The sequence below is a fragment of the Amycolatopsis orientalis genome (assembly GCF_000943515.2).
GTDB lineage: Bacteria > Actinomycetota > Actinomycetes > Mycobacteriales > Pseudonocardiaceae > Amycolatopsis > Amycolatopsis orientalis.
On record NZ_CP016174.1, the window covers coordinates 5577948 to 5601679 of the forward strand.

General features: G+C 69.3%; 19 protein-coding genes and 1 pseudogene. 9 read left to right on the top strand and 11 right to left on the bottom strand.

Going from position 1 to position 23732, the window contains the following annotated elements; all coding sequences use genetic code 11:
- Positions 1-22 precede the first annotated feature (22 nt).
- Positions 23-406 carry a hypothetical protein gene (locus SD37_RS43230; RefSeq protein ID WP_065912955.1) on the bottom strand — a complete coding sequence of 128 codons (384 nt, stop codon included), beginning with the start codon at positions 404-406 and terminating at the stop codon, positions 23-25.
- A gap of 361 nt (positions 407-767) precedes the next feature.
- On the opposite strand from SD37_RS43230, the gene SD37_RS24365 reads away from it, so the two are divergent.
- Entirely contained in the window at positions 768-1508 is a 741-nt protein-coding gene (locus SD37_RS24365; RefSeq protein ID WP_052674970.1) for a carbonic anhydrase family protein, read from the top strand.
- A 105-nt stretch (positions 1509-1613) separates the two neighbouring features.
- Positions 1614-2054, top strand: a complete 441-nt coding sequence (locus tag SD37_RS24370; protein ID WP_044851755.1) for a hypothetical protein — start codon at positions 1614-1616, stop codon at positions 2052-2054.
- Here the strand turns inward: SD37_RS24370 and SD37_RS24375 are convergent.
- The 4 genes from SD37_RS24375 to SD37_RS24390 form a co-directional block, all read right to left on the bottom strand.
- Positions 2026-4929, bottom strand: coding sequence for an AfsR/SARP family transcriptional regulator (locus SD37_RS24375; protein WP_044851754.1), 2904 nt, complete (start codon positions 4927-4929; stop codon positions 2026-2028). The two genes, SD37_RS24370 and SD37_RS24375, sit on opposite strands and share 29 nt — an antisense overlap.
- A 2-nt stretch (positions 4930-4931) precedes the next feature.
- The gene (locus SD37_RS24380) at positions 4932-5594 is read right to left on the bottom strand and encodes a response regulator (RefSeq protein WP_065912956.1); all 663 of its coding nucleotides are present in this window, start codon (positions 5592-5594) and stop codon (positions 4932-4934) included.
- Positions 5591-6757 carry a sensor histidine kinase gene (locus tag SD37_RS24385; protein ID WP_044851797.1) on the bottom strand — a complete coding sequence of 389 codons (1167 nt, stop codon included), beginning with the start codon at positions 6755-6757 and terminating at the stop codon, positions 5591-5593. Before SD37_RS24385 ends, SD37_RS24380 begins: the two co-directional genes overlap by 4 nt.
- A 134-nt stretch (positions 6758-6891) precedes the next feature.
- The gene (locus SD37_RS24390) at positions 6892-7263 is read right to left on the bottom strand and encodes an MmcQ/YjbR family DNA-binding protein (protein WP_044851752.1); all 372 of its coding nucleotides are present in this window, start codon (positions 7261-7263) and stop codon (positions 6892-6894) included.
- Between the two features lie 114 nt (positions 7264-7377).
- On the opposite strand from SD37_RS24390, the gene SD37_RS24395 reads away from it, so the two are divergent.
- Genes SD37_RS24395 through SD37_RS24405 form a run of 3 tightly spaced genes read left to right on the top strand, consistent with a single transcriptional unit; the run spans position 7378 to position 11356 of the window.
- A complete protein-coding gene (locus tag SD37_RS24395) occupies positions 7378-8622 on the top strand; it encodes an SGNH/GDSL hydrolase family protein (protein WP_044851751.1) in 1245 nt (414 codons plus the stop codon).
- Positions 8623-8680: 58 nt separating this feature from the next.
- On the top strand, positions 8681-10066 hold the full coding sequence (locus SD37_RS24400; RefSeq protein ID WP_044851750.1) for an FAD-binding oxidoreductase: 1386 nt from the start codon (positions 8681-8683) through the stop codon (positions 10064-10066).
- 27 nt (positions 10067-10093) lie between these two features.
- Complete coding sequence (locus SD37_RS24405) at positions 10094-11356, top strand: SAM-dependent methyltransferase (RefSeq protein ID WP_044851749.1); 1263 nt, start codon at positions 10094-10096, stop codon at positions 11354-11356.
- A 160-nt stretch (positions 11357-11516) separates the two neighbouring features.
- On the opposite strand, the gene SD37_RS24410 is transcribed toward SD37_RS24405, so the two are convergent.
- From SD37_RS24410 to SD37_RS24420, 3 genes are all read right to left on the bottom strand, one after another.
- Complete coding sequence (locus SD37_RS24410) at positions 11517-12698, bottom strand: IS30 family transposase (RefSeq protein WP_065912957.1); 1182 nt, start codon at positions 12696-12698, stop codon at positions 11517-11519.
- Between the two features lie 388 nt (positions 12699-13086).
- Positions 13087-14697 carry a thiamine pyrophosphate-binding protein gene (locus SD37_RS24415; RefSeq protein WP_044856699.1) on the bottom strand — a complete coding sequence of 537 codons (1611 nt, stop codon included), beginning with the start codon at positions 14695-14697 and terminating at the stop codon, positions 13087-13089.
- Entirely contained in the window at positions 14694-15470 is a 777-nt protein-coding gene (locus tag SD37_RS24420; protein ID WP_044856698.1) for a cyclase family protein, read from the bottom strand. Before SD37_RS24420 ends, SD37_RS24415 begins: the two co-directional genes overlap by 4 nt.
- Before the next feature lie 108 nt (positions 15471-15578).
- On the opposite strand from SD37_RS24420, the gene SD37_RS24425 reads away from it, so the two are divergent.
- Entirely contained in the window at positions 15579-16058 is a 480-nt protein-coding gene (locus tag SD37_RS24425; RefSeq protein WP_044856697.1) for a DinB family protein, read from the top strand.
- A gap of 233 nt (positions 16059-16291) precedes the next feature.
- Positions 16292-17545: an HNH endonuclease signature motif containing protein gene (locus SD37_RS24430; protein ID WP_044856696.1), complete on the top strand. Its 1254-nt coding sequence runs from the start codon at positions 16292-16294 to the stop codon at positions 17543-17545.
- A 54-nt stretch (positions 17546-17599) separates the two neighbouring features.
- On the opposite strand, the gene SD37_RS24435 is transcribed toward SD37_RS24430, so the two are convergent.
- From SD37_RS24435 to SD37_RS43235, 3 genes are all read right to left on the bottom strand, one after another.
- Positions 17600-18958 carry a deoxyguanosinetriphosphate triphosphohydrolase family protein gene (locus tag SD37_RS24435; protein ID WP_044856695.1) on the bottom strand — a complete coding sequence of 453 codons (1359 nt, stop codon included), beginning with the start codon at positions 18956-18958 and terminating at the stop codon, positions 17600-17602.
- A gap of 127 nt (positions 18959-19085) precedes the next feature.
- Positions 19086-19958 (bottom strand): sigma-70 family RNA polymerase sigma factor, encoded by an 873-nt coding sequence (locus SD37_RS24440; protein ID WP_044856694.1) that lies wholly within the window; start codon positions 19956-19958, stop codon positions 19086-19088.
- Between the two features lie 28 nt (positions 19959-19986).
- Positions 19987-20904 carry a glycoside hydrolase family 16 protein gene (locus tag SD37_RS43235; protein WP_044856693.1) on the bottom strand — a complete coding sequence of 306 codons (918 nt, stop codon included), beginning with the start codon at positions 20902-20904 and terminating at the stop codon, positions 19987-19989.
- Positions 20905-21025: 121 nt separating this feature from the next.
- On the opposite strand from SD37_RS43235, the gene SD37_RS24450 reads away from it, so the two are divergent.
- Together SD37_RS24450 and SD37_RS44320 are read left to right on the top strand one after the other, a co-directional pair.
- Complete coding sequence (locus tag SD37_RS24450) at positions 21026-21736, top strand: GntR family transcriptional regulator (RefSeq protein ID WP_044856707.1); 711 nt, start codon at positions 21026-21028, stop codon at positions 21734-21736.
- 52 nt (positions 21737-21788) lie between these two features.
- A pseudogene (locus SD37_RS44320) lies at positions 21789-23228 on the top strand (TM0106 family RecB-like putative nuclease); the annotation flags it as partial.
- Positions 23229-23732: the final 504 nt, after the last annotated feature.

The window sequence follows — 23732 nt, forward strand, 5'->3', positions numbered from 1 at the left end:
TGATGGAAGCCCGACGCCGCCGTCAACAGCGCGGCGGCAGCCAGCCGGGCGTGGTCACGACCTGTTCGGGAGTCACGGTCATCTGCGAGGCCTTGGGGCCGTGGCCGAAGCCGACGAGGCCACCCGCGCAGACGGGCACCGACCCTGGTCCGCCCTGAGTCGCGGATTCCCGCCAGGCGACGGGATCCACGCCGGTCCGCCACACCTTCCAGAACGGCGCGCCGTCCCGATGGCCGGTACAGGCGTCACCGGCGGGCAGGCCTTCGACCCGGCAGACGTAGCGGGAATCCCCGTATGGCCCCGTTCCGCTCCCGAGGCGCACGTCGAGTCCGGAGCGCTCAAGGGCGGTCCGCGCGTCGCCGGGCGCGCCGGGCACGCAGCGCACGAGAACCTCGGACCGGCCCACTCCCCGAAGATCGACGGCGACCGTGACCCCTTCCGCCCCTTCGCAGGCTCCGATTCGCGGGACGGGGTCCACGGCGGTAAAGAGCGCAACCAGGCTGACGAGGACAGAGAAGATCACCACGGCCGGATACTACGGGTGTTGTCCCGGATGCGCACCGTAAGCCTTTCGCGGAAGCCCGGCACGAATCACACTCCGTTTCGTACGGAACGAGAGAAATGTGCCGGAAATTGCCCTACTCAGGGGACTTGCGCATTTACCCGCAGAGGAAAAAGATGTGTTCTTCTCGCGCCGTAACCCCATTGGGTGAGGCCGACTTGTCCGGATGATCACAGTTCATCCGGGTCCTTGAAAGGTTCAGAGTGTGACGCGCAGTCGCCTTACCGCATTCGTCCTTCCCCTCGCCCTCGCCGGATTCCTGCTCACCGCGGGCGGCACCACCGCCCAGTCGCGGCAGCCGTCGCAGAGTCCTGTCGACATCTCCCCCGGCGCGATCCGGTTCGATCCCACCCTGCCGAGGTTGGAGGTCTCCTACGGCCATTCCGATCTGGACCTCGAATACATCCGGAAGGACGCGGCGGATTCCAACGGGTGCGGGACGAGGAATCACGAGGAAACCGAAGAGGCCGTGGTCAGGCCCGGCACCGGGCACGTCACACTCGCCGGGGTCCGCTACGAACTCGAACAGTTCCATTTCCACACCCCGTCCGAACACCGTTTCGCCGGCCGTGCCGATCCGCTGGAAATGCATTTCGTGCACCGCAGCGCCGCCGGGAAGCTGCTGGTGATCGGCGTGCCTTTGCGCGCGGGCGCCGCGTCGCCGGTGGACCGTGTCCTGGCGCGACTCGCGCCGGAATGCGGCGAGACGGTGGCGCTGGCGGACTTCGACCTGAACACGCTCCTGCCCCGCGACCGCGGCACGCTCCGGTACAACGGCTCCCTGACCACGGCGCCGTTCACCGAAGGCGTGCAATGGTTCCTGATGGCCGAACGGACCGTGTCCCCGGCGACGATCGCGCGGTTCCAGGGCCTGTTCGGGGACGGCAACGCCCGCTCGCCCCAGCCCCTGAACGGACGGCGTCTCACCGCGGTGCCGCAGATCTGACGGAACCGTAGGACCGCCGGCGTTTCATCGGGATTTCATGGCTTCGCTTTACGGTTCCGGGCACGGATCCGCACCGGCGGACCGGAGGTCCACGAGGAGACATGCATGAGCCCGGCGAGCCGGACCCCGTACACCATGGTGCTGCCCCGGGACGACCGGCCGAGTCCCGGGGAACGGGCCGGGGTCATCGGACCGGGCTGGAGCTGGGCCGCGTTCCTCACCCCGTGGGCCGCCGGCCGCCCGGCGCCGAGGTACCGGTGGACGCTGTTCGAGACCGCCGCCCATGCCGTCGACGACCTCCGTCGCTGTCTCGACGACGGGGTCATCAGCAGGCGCGGTGCCCTGTGCTCGTCCGTCCTCCGGAAACGCGGGGCACCGCGGGAACTGGTGCTGTGCGACGGCGCGGACTTGGCCTGCGTCGTCCACGAAGTCCGCTCCGGGGTACACGTGACCGACGCCGGTGACGCCTGCTTCGCGCGTTGGCGCAAGGACATGGAGGGACACCGCTTCACGATCGTCAACGCAGGTGTGCCGACCGTCTGGTGAGGTCCAGGCCTTCCAGCGCGAGGGTGCGCTGGAGGGAATCGCCGTCGGGGCCGAGGGTGGTGAGCACCCATTCGAAATGCTCCCTGGCCGCGACCGGGTCGCCCGCGGCGAGATGGGTGCGTCCGAGCCGGTTGCGGATCTCGGACTCCATCCCGACGACGGTCTCCTCGGTGATCGCGGTCAGCGCCCGCCGCTGGAGTTCGAACGCCTCGTCGAGGTTCCCGAGTTCCAGCTCCGCCGCGCCCAGCCGGGCCAGCCCGGACGCGATGAGCAGGCCGTCCGTCGTCTCCTCCGCGATTTGGACGGACCGCCGGAGATCCAGCGCGGCCTCCGCGAACCTGCCGAGTTCGAGGCGGACCGTGCCGCTGTGGCACAGCACCCGCGCCAGCATCCCCGGGCTGCCGATCTCCTCGCTCAGCTCGCGGGCCCGGCCCAGGTGGACCAGCGCTTCTTCGTGCTCTCCCCGCAGGTAGGCGAGAAAGCCGAGCGCGGACAGCGCCCGTTCGGCGAGCCAGCCGTCCCCCACCTCGTCGGCCATGGTCATCACCTCCCGCATCCCGGCCAGCGCGAGGTCATGCCGCCCGGAGATGAGGTCCACCATGGTGAGCCCGCCCAGCGCCCGGGCCTCGGCCCCGCGGTCGCCGGAGTCCCGGCCCGCCCGCAGCGCGTCGTCGAACCAGCCGCGAGCCCGGTCCAGCTGGCCCTGCATGCCGTAGGCGTAGCCGAGGCAGAACCGCAGCGACGAGACCAGGCGTTCGTCTTCGGCCTGTTCGGCCAAGGGCAGCGCGATCTGCAGCGCGGCCCGGGATTCGTGGTACCGCTGCTGGCGCGCGAGATAGTCGACCAGCCCTTCGGCGATCGAGCACGCCAGGCCGTCCAGCCCAGCCTCCGCCGCTTGGGTGACCACTTCGGGCAGGTCGCCGACGGCGTCCAGCCAGGCGGAAGCGTCACGCTGCCCGGTGAAAGGTCCGCCCGATTCCAGCGGGAACCGCGCGACCCCCCATTCACTCGCCCGGCGAGCGGCGCCGAGGTACAGGCCGTAGACCCGCTTCCGCGCGGCATCGACGACGTCGCCGGGCAGCCCGTCGGCGAGGCGCCGGGCGTAGACCGCCACCAGATCGTGCAGCCGGTAACGGCCGCTGGCCGGTTCCTGCACGAGGCTCGCGTCGACAAGGCTTTCCAGGTGACGCTCGGCCTCGGCGGCCGAACAGTCCAGCAGGGCGGCCACCGAAAGCCGGTCGAACTCGGGCGTCGGCGACAGGCCGATCACGCTGAACGCCTGCTGCTCGGCCGGCCGCAGCTGCTCGTAGGAAAGGCGCAGCGCGACCTCGACACTGCGGTCCTCGGCGGTCAACTCGCCGAGCCTTCGCTCGTCGTCCGACATCCGGTCCACCAGATCCTTGAACGTCCACATCGGACGGTTCTGCAGCCGGGCGCCCGCGATCCGCAGTGCGAGCGGCAGCCGCCCGCACAGCCCGGCGAGCGCGCGCACGGCGAACCGTTCGCCCTCCGCCCTCGGGGTCCCCACGATCCTGCTCAGCAGCCGTTCCGCGGCGTCGAGTCCCAGCGCGCCGAGGGAGACCCGGCGGTCGGCGTCCAAACCGGACAGTCGCCGTCTGCTCGTCACCAGCACGCGGCTGCCCGGCCCGCCGGGGAGCAGGGGCCGCACCTGCCCGGCGGACTCGGCGTTGTCGAGCACGAGCAGCAACTCGAGCTGCGCGGTCGCCGCCCGCCACGAGGCGGCCAGCTCGTCGAGATCGTCCGGCATGGCTCCGTCCTCGACGCCGACCGCGCGCAACAGCCGCCGCAGGGCGCGTTCCGGCGTCACCGGCTCGCGGCCTTCGGTGTAGCCGTGCAGGTCCACGAACAGCGCACCGTCCGGATAGGACTCGCGGAGCCGGTGGGCCGCGCACACCGCGAGCGTGGTCTTGCCCGCGCCGGGGACGCCGTCGACGGCGTCGACCGAGACCGTCTCCGGATCGCCTTCCTCGACGAGCAGCGCGAGTTCCCGGTCCCGTCCGACGAGTTCGCCGTTGGTGGCGGGGAGTTCGTTGCGGATCCGGCGCGGCGTCTCCCGGCGCTGGGCGACACCGAGCAGCGTTTCGTCGCCACGCAGTACCGCTTCCTGCACCTTCCGCAGTTCCTCGCCCGGTTCGACGCCGAGCTGGTCGATCAGCCGGTGGCGGACGTCGGTGAAAACCTCCAGCGCCTCCGCCTGACGCCCGCCGCCGTAGAGGGCACGCATCAGCAGCGCGGCCAGTGGCTCGCTCGGCGGATCGGCGGACACGAGCGCCGACAGCTCACCGATCACCTCGTCGAACCGGCCGAGTTTCAGCTGTACCCCGAATTTCCGGCGTAGCAGCAGGAGTTTGCGTTCCTCCAGGCGGCGCCGCTCGCCCTGTACGAACGCGCCGGGCAGCCCCGTCAGCGGCTCGCCGTGGAACAGCCGGAGCGCGTCGGCGAAGGCGTCCACCGCGGTGATGAGGTCGCCCGCCTCCTCGGCGGCGGCCGCGACGACGGCGATCTCCTCCAGCCGGACGACGTCCAGCCACACCCCGTCGCCGGCGAACCGGTAGCCACCGCGGTCGGACACGATCACCGAATCCCGCGGCCGCTGCCCGGAGGTGTCCAGGCATTGCCGCAGCCGCCGGACGTACACCGACAGCACGTTCGACTCCGGCGGCCGTTCCCAGAGCCCGTCGGTGAGTTCATAGTGGCTGACGGTCACGTCCGGGCGCAGCAGCAGCGCGGCCAGCACGGCCTGTTGCCGGACCGGACCGAGGTCCAGTCGCGTCTCCCCCCGCCAGGCCCGCAACGGGCCGAGCACCTCGAAGCGCAGCGAGTCCGGCATGATCATCCCCCCATCGTTTCCCATGGCTAGCCCGGCACCACGATCCCGTGATCGAACGCATAGACGATCGCCGCCGCCCGATCACGCAGCTGCAGCTTGGTGAAGATCCGGCCGATGTGGCTTTTCACGGTCACCTCCGAAATCACCAGCGACGCGGCGATCTCCGCGTTGGTCAGCCCGCGGCCGATGGCCCGGAGCACGTCCTGTTCCCTCGGTGTCAGCAGTTCGGGCGAGAGCCCGCCGCTGCCGCTCCCGGCGGCCTGGCGGTAGGCCGCGAGCACGCGGCCGGTGACGCCGGGGTCGAGCCAGGCGTCACCGTCGGCGACCGCGCGCACGGCGCGGATCAGGTCTTCGGCCGGTGAGTCCTTGAGGACGTAGCCCGCGGCACCCGCCCGCAGCGCGTCGGCCAGCAGGCTGTCGTCGTCGAAGGTGGTCAGCGCGAGCACCGGCGGGCCTCCGCCGGACCGCCGCAGCCGCCTGGTCGCCTCCCCCCCGCCGATGTTCTTCATCCGCAGGTCCATCACGATGACGTCGACCTCGCTCGCGGCCAGCGCGGCGGGCACTTCGGAGCCGTCGCCGCATTCCCCCGCGATGACGAACCCGTCGCGGCGCCGCAGGATGCGCCGCAGCCCGGACCGGACCAGCTCCTGATCGTCGACCAGCAGCACCCGGATCTCGGTGGCGGTCATGGCTTGACCCCCGGCACGGTGACCTGGACGATCCACTGCCTGCCGCTGGGCCCGGCACTGAGGTCGGCGCCGAGCTGGGCCGCGCGGACGGCCATCCCCGCCAGCCCCGAGCCGTCCTCGGAGGTACGCCGGACGGTCGCGGGGAGGGAGTTGCTGACCGTGAGCTTCGCGCCCGACCGGCCGGCGGTGAGCCGGACCTCAGCTGTCGCGCCGGGGGCGTGCTTGACGACGTTGACCAATGATTCCTGCACGATCCGGTAGAGACCCAATCCTTCCGAGGCGCCTACCCGATCGAGGTCGCCTTCCTGTGTATAGCGCACCGCCAGTCCGGCGGCCCTGGTGCGTTCCACCAGCGTCGCGATGTCCTCCACCCCCGGCAGCGGGGAGCTGCCCGACGGTGTGTCGGCGAGCAGGCCGACCGTGCGGCGGATGTCGGCCATCGCGGCGCGACCCACCTGCTCGGCTTCGGTCAGCGCTTCGATCGCCTCGTCGACGTCGCGGTCCTGCTGCAGCGCGCGCCGCGCCCCGGTCAGGTGCAGCAGCGTGATGCTGAGCGAATGGCCGACGACGTCGTGCACCTCGCGCGCGATCCGCTGCCGCTCGGCCAGCAGTGCCTTGTCACGGGAGGCGTCGCGGTTGTCGCGTTCGGCGGCCAGCGCCCGGGTGTACCAGCGGACCACGAGCCCACCGCAGAGGCCGAGCAGGACCGCGACCATGTACACGGGCCCGCCGACCAGCCCTCCCCAGACCCCCGCCACGACCAGGACCAGTTCACCCGTGACGGTCACGAGGGCGATCGCCAGCGGCGTCCGCAGGATGCTGCCCGCCTCGGTGGCCGCCATCAGCAGCAGCAACGGCGCGAAATCCGGGAGCACCGGCTCGATGAGCAGGACCGCGGCCGCGACGATCAGCGCGGCCATCCGCACCCACGGCACGACCCAATCGGTGGTGGCCCAGATCAGCGGTCTGGCGATCACGACCAGCCCGGCCAGCGCCACCGGGGTCGGCGGCAGCAAGGCGTCTCGCTGGACCAGGGCGACCACCGCGAACACCGCGCTCACCAGCGTGGAGCTCACCGGCACCCACCAGGGCAGGGTCAGTCCGGCCCGGGCGAGGCTCACCTGCACCCGTGCCCGCAACCGGTCCCGCAAGATCTCCAGCACCACCTCAGCCTAGGAAGTGGCGGGAGGCGCGTCATCGTGCGGCGGTCGGCACCCGTCTCCGCCCACGGTAGGAGGCCGCGCGAGCACGGGCGGATGAAATCCGGATGAAACGCGGGCCGCTCACTCCTGGCTCGTCACTCTTGGCTGAGCGCGACCCACTTCAGCTTCTCCTGTTCCCGCTTCGGCAAACCCGCGACGACGAGGTCGTAGGAGTCCTCGATCATTTCGCGGACGAAGTCGTCGGTCAGCGAACCGTCCAGCTCGACGGTGTTCCAGTGCTGCTTGTTCAGGTGGTAGCCGGGGATGATCGCCGGATGCTCGGCGCGGAGCCGGACGGCCAGGTCGGGTTCGCATTTGAGGCTGATCCGCAGCGGTTTCGCGGTGAGCCGGCTGAGCGCGAACACCTTGCCCGCGACCTTGAACACGCTGTTGTCCTCACCGAAGGGGAACTCCTCCCGGGCGCCTGGGAGGGCGAGGCAGAGCTTCGCGAGAGCGGCAGGCTTCATGGCGTTCAGGCTAATCGCTCCCCCCGACAGAAAACCTGTCCTGCGCCGCGCATTGACCCGCGGTCGGTGATTCACCGACGATGAGCGGAGCCGACTGGGTGGAGGCCTGACGACATGCGACCGAACCGTGTCTTTCGGAGAGAGCATTCGGGAAAGCGTTTACTGGTGGCGGCGATCCTGTTGCTGGGGGTCGTACCGGGAGCCGCGGCGGCGGCTCCGGCGAACCAGGCGGAAAACGCGACCGCGAGCGGATGGGTGGGCACCTGGGCGGCGTCGCCCGCGGCCGGGGTGGCCGGGACCGACAATGGCTACCCGAACTTCTCGATCCGCAACATCGTGCACACCAGCGCGGGCGGGCACGAGGTCCGCGTGCGCTTGTCCAACGCGTTCGGCCGGGCTCCGGTGGTGTTCGGCCGCGTGACCGTCGCGGTCGCCGCGGGCCCGGACACCCCGCAGGCCGTCCCCGGCACGATGCGCACGCTGACCTTCGGCGGCGACGGCGAGGTCACCGTGCCGCCGGGAGCCGACATCGTCAGCGACGGCGCGTCGCTGAACGTGCCGAGGGACGGCGATCTCCTGGTGACCACGTACACACCGACGCCGTCCGGCCCGGTCACCTACCACCCGCTGGCCACGCAGAACTCGTACTTCACCCGCGACGGCGACAAAGCCGCCGACGAGTCGGCGGCGGCGTTCCCCGAACGGACCGCGGTCTGGCATTACGTGTCCGGAGTAGATGTCCGGGGCCCCGGCCTGCGGGGCAGCGTCGTGGCGATCGGCGACTCGATCACCGACGGGGCGAACTCGACCTGGGGCGCGAACCTGCGCTGGCCCGATCAGCTCGCCGACAAGGTCAGCGCGCGCATGGGCGTGCTCAACGCCGGGATCAGCGGGAACCGGCTGCTGCTCGACGGCGGCACCTACGGCGTCAACGCGCTCGCCCGGCTCGACCGGGACGTGCTGAGCCAGTCCGGCGCGCGGACGGCGATCGTGTTCGAAGGCATCAACGACATCCAGCAGACGCCGCATCAGGCCGATCCGGCCAAGATCATCTCGGCGCTGAAGCAGATCGCCACCCGGGCCCACGACCGCGGCCTTGTGGTGCTCGGCGCGACGATCACGCCGTGGAAGGGCTGGCGTTCGTACACCCCGGAACTCGAGGAGACCCGGCAGGCGGTCAACCGGTTCATCCGGACCAGCAGGCTGTTCGACGGCTTCGTCGACTTCGACGCGGTGATCCGCGATCCCGCCGATCCGCAGCGCATGAAGCCCGAATACGACTCCGGTGATCACCTCCACCCCGGGGACAAGGGCTTCACGGCGATGGCGGACGCCGTCCCCCTGTCACGGCTGAGGTAGAGATTGAGGGCTGCGCGAGGCGGTTCCGTCGGGCACGATGAGCTGATGGCGATCAAAGATGGCTAGCGGCGACAGCGGACCCCGAGCGACGGCCCGGCTGGTCCGGTTCGCCGAACACGAGGCACGCGCGGACGCGCTCCGGGCCCAGCTGGCCGGCCTCCACGGCACGATCCGGCTGGCGAAGCGGACGTCGAACCTGTTCCGGGCACGGACGGCGACCAGCACCCCGGGGCTGGACGTCTCGGGGTTCACTCACGTCCTCGACGTCGATCCACTGGCCCGAACCGCCGACGTCGAGGGCATGGTCACCTACGAGCAGCTGGTGGACGCGACCCTGCCGCACGGGCTGATGCCGCTGGTCGTCCCGCAGCTCAAGACGATCACGCTCGGTGGCGCGGTCACCGGTCTCGGCATCGAGTCGTCGTCGTTCCGCAACGGCCTCGTGCACGAATCGGTGCTGGAGATGGAATTGCTCACCGGCGACGGCCGGATCGTCGTCGCGCGGGCGGACAACGAGCACAGCGACCTGTTCCACGGCTTTCCGAACTCGTACGGGACGCTCGGGTACGCGCTGCGGCTGAAGATCGAACTGGAGCCGGTCAAACCGTACGTGCGGCTCGACCACGTCCGGTACGACGACACGCAGGAGTACTTCGCGGCGCTCGGCGAGGCCTGCCGTACCGGGGCGGCCGACTTCGTGGACGGAACGGTCTTCGGGCCCGGCGAGCAGTATCTGACATTGGGCACGTTCACCACCTCCGCCCCCGCGACCAGCGACTACACCTGGCTCGACATCTACTACAAGTCGATCCGCGAGCGGGAGACCGACCATCTGAGCGTGCGGGATTACCTGTGGCGCTGGGACACGGACTGGTTCTGGTGCTCGCGGGCGTTCGGCGTGCAGCACCGGCTCCCCCGGCTGCTGCTGGGCAGGCGGCTGCTGCGGTCGTCGGTCTACTGGAAGGCGGTGGCGCTCGACCGCCGGTTCGGGATCGCCGCGAAAATCCTCAAGCTGCGCGGTCTCCCGCCGGAAGAGACCATCGTCCAGGACATCGAGGTGCCGCTGGCGCGGGCCGCGGAGTTCCTGGACTTCTTCCGCCGCGAGATCCCGATCAGCCCCGTGTGGATCTGCCCGCTGAAGCAGCGGCCGGGCGGCGCGAACTCCCCACTGTACGAACTGGACCCCGAAACGCTGTACGTCAACTTCGGGTTCTGGTCCGCGGTCCCGCTGGACCCCGGCGAGGAGCCCGATACGCACAATCGGCTGATCGAGGCCGAAGTCACCCGGCTCGGCGGGCGGAAGTCGCTGTACTCCGACAGTTTCTATACCGAAGACGAGTTCTGGCGGCTGTACAACGGCGACGCCTACCGGAAACTGAAAACGGCCTACGACCCGGACGGGCGCCTGCTCGACCTGTACGCGAAATGCGTGCGGCGGCGGTGACCCGGAACGGCAAGAAGAGAGACGAACATGGCTGAGACGACGACCGTCGGGAAGATCTTCGAGCGGTTGCTCGGCCCGAGCGCCGAAGTGTCCATCACCGCCTACGACGGCAGCACGAGCGGCCCGGCCGACGCGCCGGTGTCGATCCAGGTGCGGTCGCCCCTGGCGTTGACGTATCTGATGTCTTCGCCGGGAGACCTCGGTCTCGCGCGCGCCTACGTCGCCGGCGCGCTCGATGTGGACGGTGACCTCTACACGGCGCTGCGCGCGCTCGTGGCGCAGGTCGACCAGCTCAGCACCGCCGACCGGTTGTGGCTGCTGCGCGAACTCGGCCCCAGGCACCTGCGCCGCGTCGCCCCGCCCGCCGAAGAGCTGCCGAGCCGCGCCAAACGCGTCTTCGACGGGCTGCGGCATTCCAAGGCGCGGGACAGCAACGCGATCTCGAACCACTACGACGTCTCGAACCGGTTCTACGAACTGGTTCTCGGCCCGTCGATGGCCTACACCTGCGCCGCGTATCCGTCCGCCGACGCCTCGCTGGAAGAGGCGCAGGCGCATAAATTCGACCTGGTGTGCCGGAAACTCGACCTCAAGCCGGGGATGCGGCTACTGGACGTCGGCTGTGGCTGGGGCGGGATGGTCGAGCACGCCGTCGAGCACTACGGCGTCGAGGCGCTGGGCGTCACCCTTTCCCGCGAACAGGCGCAGTGGGCGCAGAAGGACATCGTGACCAAGGGGCTCGCGGACCGGGCCGAGGTCCGGCACCTCGACTACCGCGACGTCACCGAAACGGATTTCGACGCGGTGTCGTCGATCGGGCTCACCGAACATATCGGCGCACGGAACCTTCCGTCGTACTTCCGTTTCCTCGCCGGGAAGCTGAAGCCCCACGGGCGGCTGCTGAACCACTGCATCACCAACCCGGACACCTCCGTCCCGCACCGCTCGCGCGGCTTCATCGACCGGTACGTCTTCCCCGACGGGGAACTGGAGTCCGTCGGGGAGATCGCCACCGCCATGCACGACAGCGGGTTGGAGGTGCGGCATTCGGAGAACCTCCGCGAGCATTACGCCATCACCCTCGGCGCGTGGTGCGCGAACCTCGACGCGAACTGGGACGCGGCCGTCGCCGAAGCGGGCGCCGGCCGGAGCCGGGTCTGGGCGCTGTACATGGCCGCGTGCCGCCTCGCCTTCGAACGGCGGGAGATCGAGCTGCACCAGGTACTCGGGGTGAAGGTCGGCCCGGACGGCGACTCGGGCATGCCGCTGCGGCCGGATTGGGGCGTCTAGGTGCAGGGGTTCTCGTGAGTGGTAATGACGGTTATTGAGGGGTAGGGCAAACGTGGCAGGTTGTGAGAGTGGCTTGCGCGACGTCAGCGGGGGCGTGGTCGGCCCAGACGGTAGTGAAGGCCTCCTTGAGGGACTCAGAGTCCCTCAAGGAGGGGCGGATTCACATGGTGGTTGCAACACGCATTGTTTGTTGGTCTGAGAGTAGTGCTTCGAGGGCTTCGGCGGGTGTGTGCCAGCCGAGGGTCTCTCGGGGTCGTCCGTTGAGTTCGGTGGCGACGCGGGCGAGGTCGGCTGGGGTGTGCTGGGTGAGGTCGGTGCTTTTGGGGAAGTATTGGCGGAGCAGGCCGTTGGTGTTCTCGTTGGTGCCGCGTTGCCAGGGTGCGTGAGGGTCGCAGAAGTAGATGTCCAGGCCGGTGGCCAGGGTGATCTGCTGGTGGTGGGCCATTTCTTTGCCTTGGTCCCAGGTCAGGGACTTGGCCAGCAGTGGTGGCAGGGTGTGGATGATCTCGGTCATGGCGTGAGCGACGGTGGCGGCGTCGCGTCCGTGGGGCAGGTGCAGCAGCATCACGAACCGGGTCGAGCGTTCGACCAGGGTTCCGATCGCGGACTTGTTGTCCTTGCCCAGGATCAGGTCGCCTTCCCAGTGCCCGGGGACCGCGCGGTCGGCGGCCTCGGCGGGCCGGGCGGAGATGTTGACCATGTCCTTGAGCCCGCCGGGGGTGCGTTCCCGGCGGGCCTGGGCCTGACGGCGTGGCATCCGCAGTGCCCGCCCGGTCCGCAACGCGGCGGTCAGTTCGCGGCGCAGCGCACCCTTTCCCTGGACATACAAGGATTGGTAGATCGTTTCGTGTGACACCCGCATCTCCGGCCGGTCGGGGAACTCCAGCACCAGTCTCCGGGAGATCTGACGCGGGGACCATTTCCGGTCCAGTCCGGCCTGCACCACCTGGCGCAACGAGGCGTCCGCGGCCAGTTTCGCGACCTTCGGGCGTTTCGCGCGTTCCTCAGCCGCGTGCTGGGCACTGACCGCCCGATAGGCACCGGAGGTGCCGGTGTTACGGGCCACCTCGCGTGACACCGTCGAGGCCGGGCGGCCGATCACCCGCCCGATCGCGCGAGGCCCCTGCCCCGCCGCGGTCAGGCAGGCGATCTCTTCCCGCTCGGCCAGGCTTAACCGGACCGGACCAGGCCGGGTGGGTGCGTTACCGATCACCCCGCCAGCCTGCCGGAACAACCGCACCCCCGTCGTCGGGGACAAGCCCACCGCCCGGGCCGCCGGCTTCGCCGCCACCCCGGCCCGGACCCGATCCAAAACGCCACCCGCACCGACCGCGGCAACCACCGATGAACCCGCACCACCACAACCCCGCCCTCCATCAGACGGTGTTGCAACAACCCCATGACTCCGAGAGGCCTTCACGGACTTGGAAATACGGGCAATCGATACTCAAACAGACAATTTACCACGGTAAGCGTCCTTTATGGACAATCAGGGAAACCTCAGGCACGGCCGCTCAAGTTCCTGGCATTGACCTTCAGAGCAGGGAAGGAGGCCTTCACTACGTCACTGAGGTGACGCGAGCTGACCGCACACCATGTACCGGGGAAGGTGCGAAGGTCGAGTTTCCTCGGCTGAGCCGAGGGAAGGAGGCCTTCACGCGGCGGCACAGGGCCCGGTCACGCCACCTTTGACTTACTCCTCAACAGAACCGTCATCACCACTCACGAGGCTAGTGGCGGAAGGCTTCGGCGAGCCACCACGAGCCGCCGTCGTCGGCGATCTTGGCGTCGATGACGAGCGGCGCTGCCCGCGGCCCGTCGAGCCAGTCCGTGACGGCGGCCAGGTCCTCGGCCGACCGCACGGTGACCCCGTCGCAGCCGAAGCCCCGGCCGATCGCCGCGATGTCGGTGTCGGGGAACCGGACGGTGGTCATGTCCGCGTCGCCGAAGTGGTGGATCTCGGCGCCGTAGGCCGCGTCGTTGTAGACGATGACCACGAGCGGGATCCGCAGCCGTACCGCGGTTTCCAGTTCGGAAAGGGACATATGGAACCCACCGTCGCCGACGGCGAGCACCGGTAGCCTGTCCGGCCTGGCCACCGCCGTGCCGATCGCCGTCCCCAGGCCGAGTCCGACGCATTGGAAAGCCTGGGTGAAACAGAAGCCGTTCTCATCGGGAACGGACAGGTACGCGCTCGGGTAGCCCATGAAGTTGCCGGAATCGACCGAGACCACGCGTTCGGCGGGCAGGATCTCGTCGAGACGGCGGCTGAGCGTGCGCGGGTCGATCCTTCCGTCGCCGGATAGGTCGTTATACGGGACGTCGTTCCATCTTGTGCCCGTCGGTGCTTCGCGGCTCATGCGATGGCCACGCCTGCCCAGTTCGGCGTGGACGTCTTCGGCGGTACTGGTGACGTCGCCGACGACACCGAGATCGATCAGGCGGTGCGCGCCCAGCGCGGACTGCTCCACGTCGACCTGGACCAGCCGGGCGTCCGGGCCGAGGAGCCTGCCGTGCCTGGTGGTCCACATGTTCAGCGCGCAGCCCCAGCCGATCACGAGGTCGGCCGCTCCGATGAGGTCGGCCGCCGCCGGGGACGAAAAGCCGCCCGAGATCCCGATCGAGCGGGGATCACCGTGGAAGAGGCCGTGTGCCACCGCCGAAGTCGCCAGCAGCGCGCCGGAGATCTCCGCGAGTTCCCGCAGTGGCGCGGCACTCGCCCGGGCGCCCCGGCCGGCGATGAACACCGGCCGCCGTGCCCCGGCGAGGAGGTCGGCGAGTTCCGCGACCGCCTCGGCGGTGGGCCGGATCCGTGCGGGGCCGGGGATTTCCGGCACCGAAACCGCTTCCGGCGCCTCCTGGGCCTGGACGTCGAGCGGGAGGTTGAGCAGGACGGTCCGGCGTTGCTGCAGGGCCGTGCGGAAGGCGCGGACGGTGTCGGCGACCGCGGTGGGCCCGCTGTGGACGCGTTCCGGGACGGCGCCGACCGCCGCGCCGAGCGCGTCCTGGTCGATCCGGAAGTTCGACAGGACCGCCGACGCCGCGGTGTCGCCGGTCAGCACGATCATCGGTGTCCGGCTCTTGGCGGCCTCGGTGATCCCGGTGATCGCGTTGGTCAGCCCGACGCCCTGATGGAGACTCAGCACCGACACGCGGCCGCTCGTCCGCGCGTACGCGTCGGCCATGCTCGCCGCGCCGCCCTCGTGCCGCGCGGCGACGAACCGCACCCCGCCCGCCCGCAGACCGTTGGTGGCCTCGAAGTTGCCGCTGCCCACGACCCCGAACGCCGCTCCCACCCCGAGTTCCGCGAGGGTGCGGCCGACCAGCTCCGCGGTTTTCATGCCCGCTCCACCAGCGCGTAGACGCGGGCGGGGCTGCCGGAGCCGCCGACGATCGGGAGCGGGCTGACGATCAACAGGGATCCGGTGGGTGGCAGGCTCGCCAGGTTCCGCAGCTGGGTCAGGCCGTGCTTTCCCGCGCCCAGAAGGAGTTCGTGGCAGGGGAAGGCCGGTTCGAGGGCCAGCGCCTGTCCCGCGTCCGTGCCGACGGTCTCCACGCCGAACCCGGTGATCGGCGCCTCTTCGGCGAGCCAGCGGGCGCACTCCGCCGAGACGCCCGGCGTGTGCGGGCCGTTCTCGTCGTTGTTGAGGAAGGTCTCCTGATCATGCGAACGGGCGTCCCAGCCCGTGCGATACAGCAGCCAGCCGCCATCGGGAAGCGGCCCGTTGTCGCGCTCCCACTCACGGATGTCGTCGACGGACAGCAGGTGATCCGGGTCTTCTGCCGCGCGCGCCGACGCGTCGAGCACCACGGCCGGGGCGACCAGCGTGCGCAGCGGCACCTGGGAGACGTCGTGGCCGTCCTTTCCCGAGACCCAGTGCACGGGGACGTCGAGATGGGTGCCGGTGTGCTCGCCGGTGTGGATGTTGTTCCAATACCAGCGCGGTCCGCGTTCGTCGTACCGGCTGATCTCCTCCAGGCCGAACGGGATCGTGTTCGCGAACGGCTCCGGCAGCTGGAGGATCGGCGTGTTCTCGCTCAACGGCGCGGTGAGGTCGACGACCTCGATCGTGCCCGTGGTGATCGCGGCGTTCAGCTGGGCCAACAACGACATGCGTGCCTCCCGGGAGTGACTGCGGCGTCAGCGATCACCTTAGGCGGGTACTGGTTGACTTGGCCCGGATCGGGCGGTCACGAGACCGCGGGAAGACGGGAGACTTCGATGGGTTCGTTCGATGTGCCGCTGGAAGACGAACGCACACAGCTCGACGCCTTCGTCGAGGAACATCGCGACGCCATCGAGAAAACCCTCGACGGGCTCACCGAGGAGCAGGCCCGCCGCCGTCTCGTCCCGTCGGCGACGACGTTGCTCGGGCTGCTCAAGCACGTCACGTGGATGCAGCGGGTGTGGTTCGAGGAGTGCGTCGGCGGCACGCCCCGGCAGGACCTCGGCCTGGTGGCGAATCCGGACGAATCCTTCCGGCTCACCGACGGCGACACCATCGCCTCGATCACCGCGGCGCACCGGGAAGCCCGCGCCACGGCCAGGACCGTGGTCGCGGACCTGTCCCTGGACACCGTCGTGACCGGCCACCGGACCGGACCGCGCACGCTCCGGTGGGTGTACCTGCAGGTCCTGCGGGAGCTGACGCAGCATTGCGGGCACGCGGACATCCTGCGCGAACAGATCCTCGCCGACTGAGTCGGTTGCTTGGCTCGTGAGTGGTAATGACGGTTCTAACCGTCATTACCACTCACGAGGCTGTGCGCGGTGAGCCTTTTCTTTTTGGGCCTACGGGAGTTCGGTCGAGAGTCGGCGAAAGCCTTCGGCGAATCTCGATAAGCCTCCCAAAGCAAAGAGAAGGACCCAACACACTTTCGTGTATATCCCTTTCGGGATCGAAAGTGCGTTCGATTTACCGGTAATCTTGCAAGGTGTCCAGCAGACGAACCCTCGAACCGCCACACGAGCTGTGGCGCGCCGGTGCGCGTGAACTCGCGCACGGCGTGGTCGAGCGGTTATCCCTGGCACGTCAGGCGATGGCGGAGATCGGCCAATTCCTGGTCGAGATCGAAGCACGCGGCTCGAAGGAACTGTTCGGCCACGGCTCCACCGCCGGCTGGTACGCCGAAACCGCCCGCATCACCCCCGCCGAAGCGCAGAAAACCCTGGAACGAGCCCAGGCGCTGAACCCCGGCCGCAACCTCGACGGCTCTCCCGTTCCCGCCACCGCACCCATCGCCGGCGCCGCCGCGGCCGAAGGTGAACTCGGCGAACAGCAACTGGATCCCGTCCTGACGACATTGAAGAAGATTCCCGACGAGGTCTCGGCGGAAGACCGCGTGGCGGCGGAACAGATCCTGGTCGATCTGGCCCACCGCGCCGGACCCCGGGAGATCACCAACGCCGGTCTCGACCTCCTGGCCCACCTCGACCCCGACGGCAACGAACCGAAGGACGAGGACTTGAAGCCACCCGCACGCGAGGTGTCTCTCCGCAAACGCGATGACGGCTGGTGGAATCTCACCGGGCTCCTGGACCCCGAGTTCGGGGCGCGCGCCAACGCCTTGTTCGAAACCTGGGGTCAACGACGTCCCGTCGACGAAGACGGAAACCACGACCTGCGCACCCCCGGCGAACGCCATGGCGACGCCCTCTTCGACGCCATCCACTACGCCATGACGAACGACAAAGCTCCGACACTGTCCGGAGACCGCACCACCGTCGTCGTCACCATCCCCCTGGACACCCTCACGTCGGGACTCGGGAGTGCGTGCCTGGACGGGGTCTCCCAGATCACCGCACGCCACGCCCGCATGCTCGCCTGCGACGCCAAACTCATCCCCGCCGTCCTGGGCACGGAAGCCGAACCGCTCGACATCGGCCGCGCCGCCCGCACCGTTACCCCCGCCCAACGCCGGGCGCTCAACGTCCGCGACCGGCACTGCGCCTTTCCCGGCTGCCGACGGCGCCCCAAACACTGCGAAGCACATCACATTCTTCCGTGGGGCGAGCTCGGCGACACCGATCTGCGCAATCTCTGTTTGCTCTGCCGCTACCACCACACCGTCATCCACGGACAATCCGGCTGGAAGGTCCGCATGGCCGCCGACGGCCGGCCCGAATTCATCCCGCCCCAATACCTCGACCCGCTACAGAAGCCCAGGCGCAACACCCACTACCGCTGAACGAGCCCGCCACCACCACCGGCGACGGGCCCGTCGGCATGCCCGGGGCCGGGTTCAGTTGAACCAGGTACCGAACATCGAACTCTGCGAGTCTCCCGCCAGCCGTTTCCCGAGATCCACGGCCTGCGCCTCGGTGAGCAGGCAGATGTAGTCGGTGACAGCCCGAGCGCACCGGGCCTCCTTGTTCTTCTTGAAGGTGCCCTTCGCCGCGGCGTCTCGCTCGATGTCGCGATAGATCACACGGAGCTGGATCGGGATCTTCGGACTGGACGGGGACTTCTCCAGGCAAGTGATCAACCGATCGAAGAGCGAGCCGATGATCCTCTTCTGACCTTCCTGCTGGATCGCCAGCGGCGGCCTGTCGATCACGTAGAACCAGGTCAGTTCCTTCAGCGCGGCCACCCGGTACTGGCTGTCATGGTCGATCTCCACATAGGGAGCCTCGCCGAGGAGCCGGACCGCCTTCACGAACCGGGTGAGGTGGGCGCTGGTGATCTTGTTCACCCGTACCCGGTTCTCGCGGGTGTCCCAGCACTGTGAGTGGAGACTCCTGCTGAACTCGTCGACGATCTTGTCGATCTGTTCCCCGAACCGGTACTCGTTGAATCCGTTGAGCTTTCTCAGCCGGCGGCGACCGTGCTTGAGGATGCGCTTCTTGTCGACAGCCAAGTTGTGCAACGGGATCAGCCCCGCACGGAAGTAGTCCTCGAGATCATGGGTCGCGTAGCTGATGTCGTCGGCCCAGTCCATCAGGATGGCGTTCGCGGACCTCAACTCCCCCTCGCTGCCACGCCTCGCCCAGGCGAAGTCGTCCCGTTCGGTCTGATAAGCACCCCATTTGTCGCCATGGCCACGATCGGTCCACAAAGCCGATCCCGCGCCGGAGTCACGCGGCTTGAGACGCGGGTATTTGAGGACCGCGTTCAACGTCGCCCTCGTCAGGTTGAGACCCGTGTGGTCCATCTTCCGCCGGGCGAGTTTCGTCACCACCCGGAAAGACTGCGCGTTTCCTTCGAAACCTTCCAAGCCGGCCACCCGGCTCAGGCGCTCGTCGAGGACCTCCTCGGCGACGTGGCCGAACGGCGGATGCCCGATGTCGTGCACGAGCCCGGCCGTCTCGACGACATCCTCGTTCAGCTCCGACCCAGGCGGGAATCCCGATTCCGGATCGCCGGATTGATAGCGCAGGTGCTGCACGAGTCTTCGGCCCATTTGCGCGACCTTCAGACTGTGCGTGAGCCGGTTGTGCAGCACCAGCTGTTCATTGACCGCGGCGACCTGTGCGACACCGGCGAGCCGCCGGAACGCGGACGAATAAAGAACCCGGTCCCGATCCCGCTGATAAGCGTCCCGATAAGCGGGCGCATCCTTCACAGTGTGGCGCCGAACATTTCCGAGCGTCCCCTCCGGCATGGCCGCCTCCTTCTCATAGCTTCCGACAGCCTTGACAAGGAGGCGGCGAACGACCGGCAACCGTTAACCGGCTTTCGCCGGAAAAGGAGTCATCGGTACGCGTTCGCGACCGAACCGCAACACGAAGTCAGTCCACCATCACCAGGTCGAGGTCCCGCAACCGTTCCTTGTCCGCGATGACGTCGATCTCGGTGATCTTCCCGTCCGCGAAGGCGAACGCGAGCACCACCGACGGCCGTCCTTCGTCGGCCATCACGAGACCGACGCCGCCGTTCACCAGCGCGAGCTGGGTGACCGCCGCCCGCACCGAAGCGGCCGCCGCACCACGCGCCACCACACTGGCGCCCTGCAGGAAGATCGGCGCGCGCGAGGGGCCGGCCGCCTTGTCGGCGCGCAGGACGACGTCGGGGTGGAGCAGTTCGAGGAGCGCTTCGAAGTCTCCGCCGCGGGCCGCGGCCAGGTAGGCGTCGACGACTTGGCGGCGGCGCGCGAGGTCCGGTTCCGCGGCGGTGGAGCGGCCCTGGACGCGGCGCCGGGCGCGGCTCGCGAGCTGCCTGGCGGCGGCCGGGGTGCGATCGATCAGCGGGGCGATCTCGTCGAACGGCACGGCGAACATGTCGTGCAGGACGAACGCGAGCCGTTCGGCGGGCGCCAGCGTTTCCAGGACCACCAGCATCGCCAGCCCGACCGAGTCGGCGAGCACCGCGTCGGCGGCGGGATCCGCCGAGGAGTCGGCGGGCTCGGAGAAAGCGTCGTCGAGCGGATCTTCCCGCCGGTGGTCGCGCGAGCGCAGCACGTTCAGGCACACCCGCGCCACCACCGTGGTCAGCCAGCCGCCGAGGTTCTCGATCTCCGCGGCGTCGGTCCGGTTGAGCCGCAGCCACGTGTCCTGGACGGCGTCTTCCGCCTCGCTGGCCGAACCCAGCATCCGGTACGCGACCGCACGCAGCCTCGTCCGGTGCTCTTCGAACCGTTCCGTCAGCCGATCCCGCTCGTCCACCGCACTCCTCGCTCCCGCAGAACCCCGGTCACATCCAACAACCCCCGAGATCGTCGGTGAACCGCACACCCGAAGCCCGGTACGACGCGGCCCGCTCGGCGGCCACTGCCGGTGTCAGTACCTCGTTCTTCGCGTAGTAGACCCAGTCCACCTGCTCCAGGTAGGTGCTCGTGCCGCCCGCGTGCTGTGTGAGATCGATGAACCACTGGTTGACGTTCAGGGACATGTCCTGCCTCGGGTACACGTCGAACGGGCCGCCGCGGTCGTGGTCGGCCACCAGCGCGCCGTCGATGTAGTACCGCACGTGGCCGTCGGACACGGTCGCGGCGACGGAGTGCCAGCCGTCGACGCTGCGGCGCTGGCTGTCGCTCTTGTTCTCGGCGTACCAGGGATCCGGGGTGTAGGTGTGCCAGCTGGTCTGGAAGTTGACCGGTCCCGCCTCGCCCCACCCGCCGTTCGGCAGGTACTCCGAGAAGTCCAGTTCGCTGTAGATCGGGTCGTTGTCGTAGCGGAGCGGGCTGATCGTGAAGAACGTCTGGTTGATCCGGTCGCCGTCGGGGCCGGACGACGGCGCGTCGGAGAACCGGATCCGCGCCGCGTAGGTCCCCTCGAAGAACCGCCGGCCGGGCTGCATGATCTCGGTCTGCGTCGTCCCCGCGGGCGTCCCGTCGGTGGCGGAAGCCAGCTGAAGCACCTTGTCCCCGTCGGACGTCGGGAACGTGATGCCTTCCGGAGCCCATCGCGCTCCGGCGACGCCGGGCCCGCCGCCACCGGAGCGCACCTGCCAGCCGTGCCGCGCGAGCAGGCCGTCGGTGTGCGAGGCGTAATGGAAGTCGTCGAACAGCGCACCGCAGGCGGCCGCCCCGCTCGCGGTACCCGGTGCCAGGCCGAGTGCGGCGACCGACAGGGCGGTGACGGCCAAAGTGGTGAGACGGAACCTTCGCATCGCTGTCTCCTTTACCACTGGTCAGTTTTTACCAAGGTCACCGCCAAAAGTGGTAAAGTCAATAGGTCTAGACAAGTTGTCCACCAGCCAATTCTCGGGGACCACTGGCTAAGCTGTGGTCATGCGGCGGACAGAGGTCAAAGAACGGCTGCGCAAGCTCATCGAGCGACGTCAGCCGGGCGAGGTCCTGCCTTCGGAACGGGCGTTGAGCATGGAGATCGGGGTCTCGCGCCCCACTCTGCGCGCGGCGATCGACGAACTCGCGCGGGACGGGCTGCTCGTCCGCGAACACGGCCGGGGCACGTTCACCGCGCCGCGCAAGATCTCCCAGGACCTCCTGCCCGCCACCGGCGGCGACCAGTTCGCCCCGCCCGCCGAGGGCGAGTGGACCAGCCGGGTGGTCGACTTCGCCACCACGCCGGCGGGGGCCCGGCTCGGCAAACGGCTGGAGGTCTCCCCCGGCCGCCCGCTGGTGGCCGTCACCCGCGTCCGCGTCGTCGACGAGGCGCCGATGGCGATCGAGCGCATCCTGGTCCCCCGGGACCTGGTACCGGACATCACGCGTGCCGACTTCGAGTCGGGCTCGTTCTACGAACTGCTCCGCACGCGCTACGAGGTCGTTCCCGCGACAGCCGTGCAGATCACCGAACCCACCGTCACCGACGCCGACGAATCCGGCCTGCTCGGCGTCCCGCAGCACTCACCGGCGCTGCTGTTCGAACGCACCACCCGCGACCCGAGCGGCCGTGTGATCGAGTACACCCGCTCGATCTACCGGGGCGACCGCTACCGGATCACCTCACACCTGAAGTTCGACCACACCTCCGGCTGACTCCGGCGCGCCGGGGCCGCCCGCGCGGGAGTCCATGTCAGACTCCCGGGCGATGTACACCCCGTCCGATCTCGCCGACCTGCTCGAATGCGAGCACCGCAGCGTCCTCAAGCAGGCACTGGCCGCCGGTCTCCCGGGGGCGCCACGGCCGGGCTCCGGGCCGGATCAGCTGGCGGTCACGCACGGACGCGCGCACGAGGCCGCGACGCTGGACAAGCTGCGCGGCGAGCGCAGCGTCGTCGTCGAGATCGACGAACGCGACCCGGTCGTCGCCGCGAAGGCCACCGAGGAGGCGTTGCGGGCCGGCGCGCCGGTGATCTACCAGGCGGTCTTCCACGACGGCGAGTTCTCCGGCCGGGCCGACTTCCTGATGCGGGACGACGAAGGCCGCTACGAGGTGTACGACACGAAGCTGGCCAGGCACGCGAAGCCCGCGGCCGTGGTCCAGCTGACCGCGTACGCCGACGCGCTGCGCCGGGCGGGCTGGCCCACCGGTCCGCGGATGCACCTGCTGCTCGGCGACCACAGCACCCGCTCGTTCCGCGTCGACGATTTCCTGCCGCTGGTGGACCGGCTCCGCGCCCGGCTGCGGAACCGCCGGCCGACCCTGCCGGTCCCGTTGTGGGCCGACGAACGGCCGGCCTGCGGCGGCTGCTCCTACGCCGCGCACTGCGCGAGCGCCCGTGAGGCCGACCGCGATCTTTCGCTGGTGGCGGGTATGCGCGGTGACCAGCGGCGCAAACTCGTCGCCGCCGGCCTCGGCACCATCGACGCGCTCGCGAAGGCCGCGCCGGAAGACCGGCCGCGCGACATCTCGGTGACGTCGTTCACCACCCTGCGCGCCCAGGCCGCGATCCAGGTCCGCCAGGACGCCACCGGCGAGATCGCCTACGAGATCATCGATCCGGACGCGCTGGCGGAACTGCCGCCGCCCGCGCCCGGCGACGTCTTCTTCGACATGGAGGGTGATCCCTACGCCCTGGCGGGTGAAGGGCTCGAATACCTCTTCGGCGCGGTGACCGCCGAGGACGGCACGAAGTTCACGCCGTTCTGGGCGCACAACCGGGCGCAGGAGAAGCGGGCCTTCGAGGAGTTCGTCGACTTCGCCACCGAAAGGCTCGCCGAGCATCCCGGTTCGCACGTCTACCACTACGCCCCGTACGAGGTCACCGCGATCAAACGGCTCGCCGCCGTGCACGGGACCCGTGAGGACGCCGTCGACCACCTGCTGCGCAGCGGCGGGCTCGTCGACCTGTATGCCGTGGTACGCAAGGCACTCCGGGTCTCGCAGCGGTCGTACTCGATCAAGTACCTCGAACCGCTCTACATGCCCGAAGCCCGCGACGGCGACGTGAAGACGGCGGTTTCGAGCATCGAGGCCTATGAGGAATACCTGACGCTCACCGCCTCCGGCGAGACAGAGCACGCGGACGAAATACTGCGCGGCATCAGCGACTACAACGAATACGACTGCGTTTCCACGCTGCGGCTGTTCGAATTCCTGCACAAGATCCGTGCCGAGGCCGGGATCGCGCTCGCCGAGCCGCCGGAAGAGTCCGATGTGGACACTCTGCTGCGCGAAACCGAAGAGGACGTCGCCGCGCAGAAACGCGCGGAACGCGCCGCGCAACTGGCCGCGCTGGTCGATCCGCTGCTGGACGGGCTGCCCGACGATCCGGCCGAGTTCACCGGCGAAGATCGGGCTCGCGCGCTGCTGGCGGCCTCTGTCGGCTACCACCGCCGCGAGACGAATCCGGCGTGGTGGGAGTACTTCCGCCAGCTGGCCGCCCCGCTCGGCGATCTGGAGACCGACAACTCGTGCACCGTCCCGGTGGCCATGGAGGCCGGGGAATGGGTGCCGCCGTCCGGGCGGGTCCGCAAGGCGAAGCGCTCGCTGATGCTCCGCTGCGACCCGGACCGGCCACATCCCTTCGCCCCCGGTGACGACGTCCGGCTGCGGTACGGGGCCGCCGCGCGGGACGCTAAGGTGATCTCC

Bases quoted from the DNA above. Each gene is read 5' to 3' on its own strand.
- SD37_RS24370 (WP_044851755.1), top strand. From the start codon at position 1,614: ATGAGCCCGGCGAGCCGGACCCCGTACACCATGGTGCTGCCCCGGGAC.
- SD37_RS24375 (WP_044851754.1), bottom strand. From the start codon at position 4,929: ATGGGAAACGATGGGGGGATGATCATGCCGGACTCGCTGCGCTTCGAG.
- SD37_RS24380 (WP_065912956.1), bottom strand. From the start codon at position 5,594: ATGACCGCCACCGAGATCCGGGTGCTGCTGGTCGACGATCAGGAGCTG.
- SD37_RS24390 (WP_044851752.1), bottom strand. From the start codon at position 7,263: ATGAAGCCTGCCGCTCTCGCGAAGCTCTGCCTCGCCCTCCCAGGCGCC.
- SD37_RS24395 (WP_044851751.1), top strand. From the start codon at position 7,378: ATGCGACCGAACCGTGTCTTTCGGAGAGAGCATTCGGGAAAGCGTTTA.
- SD37_RS24400 (WP_044851750.1), top strand. From the start codon at position 8,681: ATGGCTAGCGGCGACAGCGGACCCCGAGCGACGGCCCGGCTGGTCCGG.
- SD37_RS24405 (WP_044851749.1), top strand. From the start codon at position 10,094: ATGGCTGAGACGACGACCGTCGGGAAGATCTTCGAGCGGTTGCTCGGC.
- SD37_RS24415 (WP_044856699.1), bottom strand. From the start codon at position 14,697: ATGAAAACCGCGGAGCTGGTCGGCCGCACCCTCGCGGAACTCGGGGTG.
- SD37_RS24420 (WP_044856698.1), bottom strand. From the start codon at position 15,470: ATGTCGTTGTTGGCCCAGCTGAACGCCGCGATCACCACGGGCACGATC.
- SD37_RS24425 (WP_044856697.1), top strand. From the start codon at position 15,579: ATGGGTTCGTTCGATGTGCCGCTGGAAGACGAACGCACACAGCTCGAC.
- SD37_RS24435 (WP_044856695.1), bottom strand. From the start codon at position 18,958: ATGCCGGAGGGGACGCTCGGAAATGTTCGGCGCCACACTGTGAAGGAT.
- SD37_RS43235 (WP_044856693.1), bottom strand. From the start codon at position 20,904: ATGCGAAGGTTCCGTCTCACCACTTTGGCCGTCACCGCCCTGTCGGTC.
- SD37_RS24450 (WP_044856707.1), top strand. From the start codon at position 21,026: ATGCGGCGGACAGAGGTCAAAGAACGGCTGCGCAAGCTCATCGAGCGA.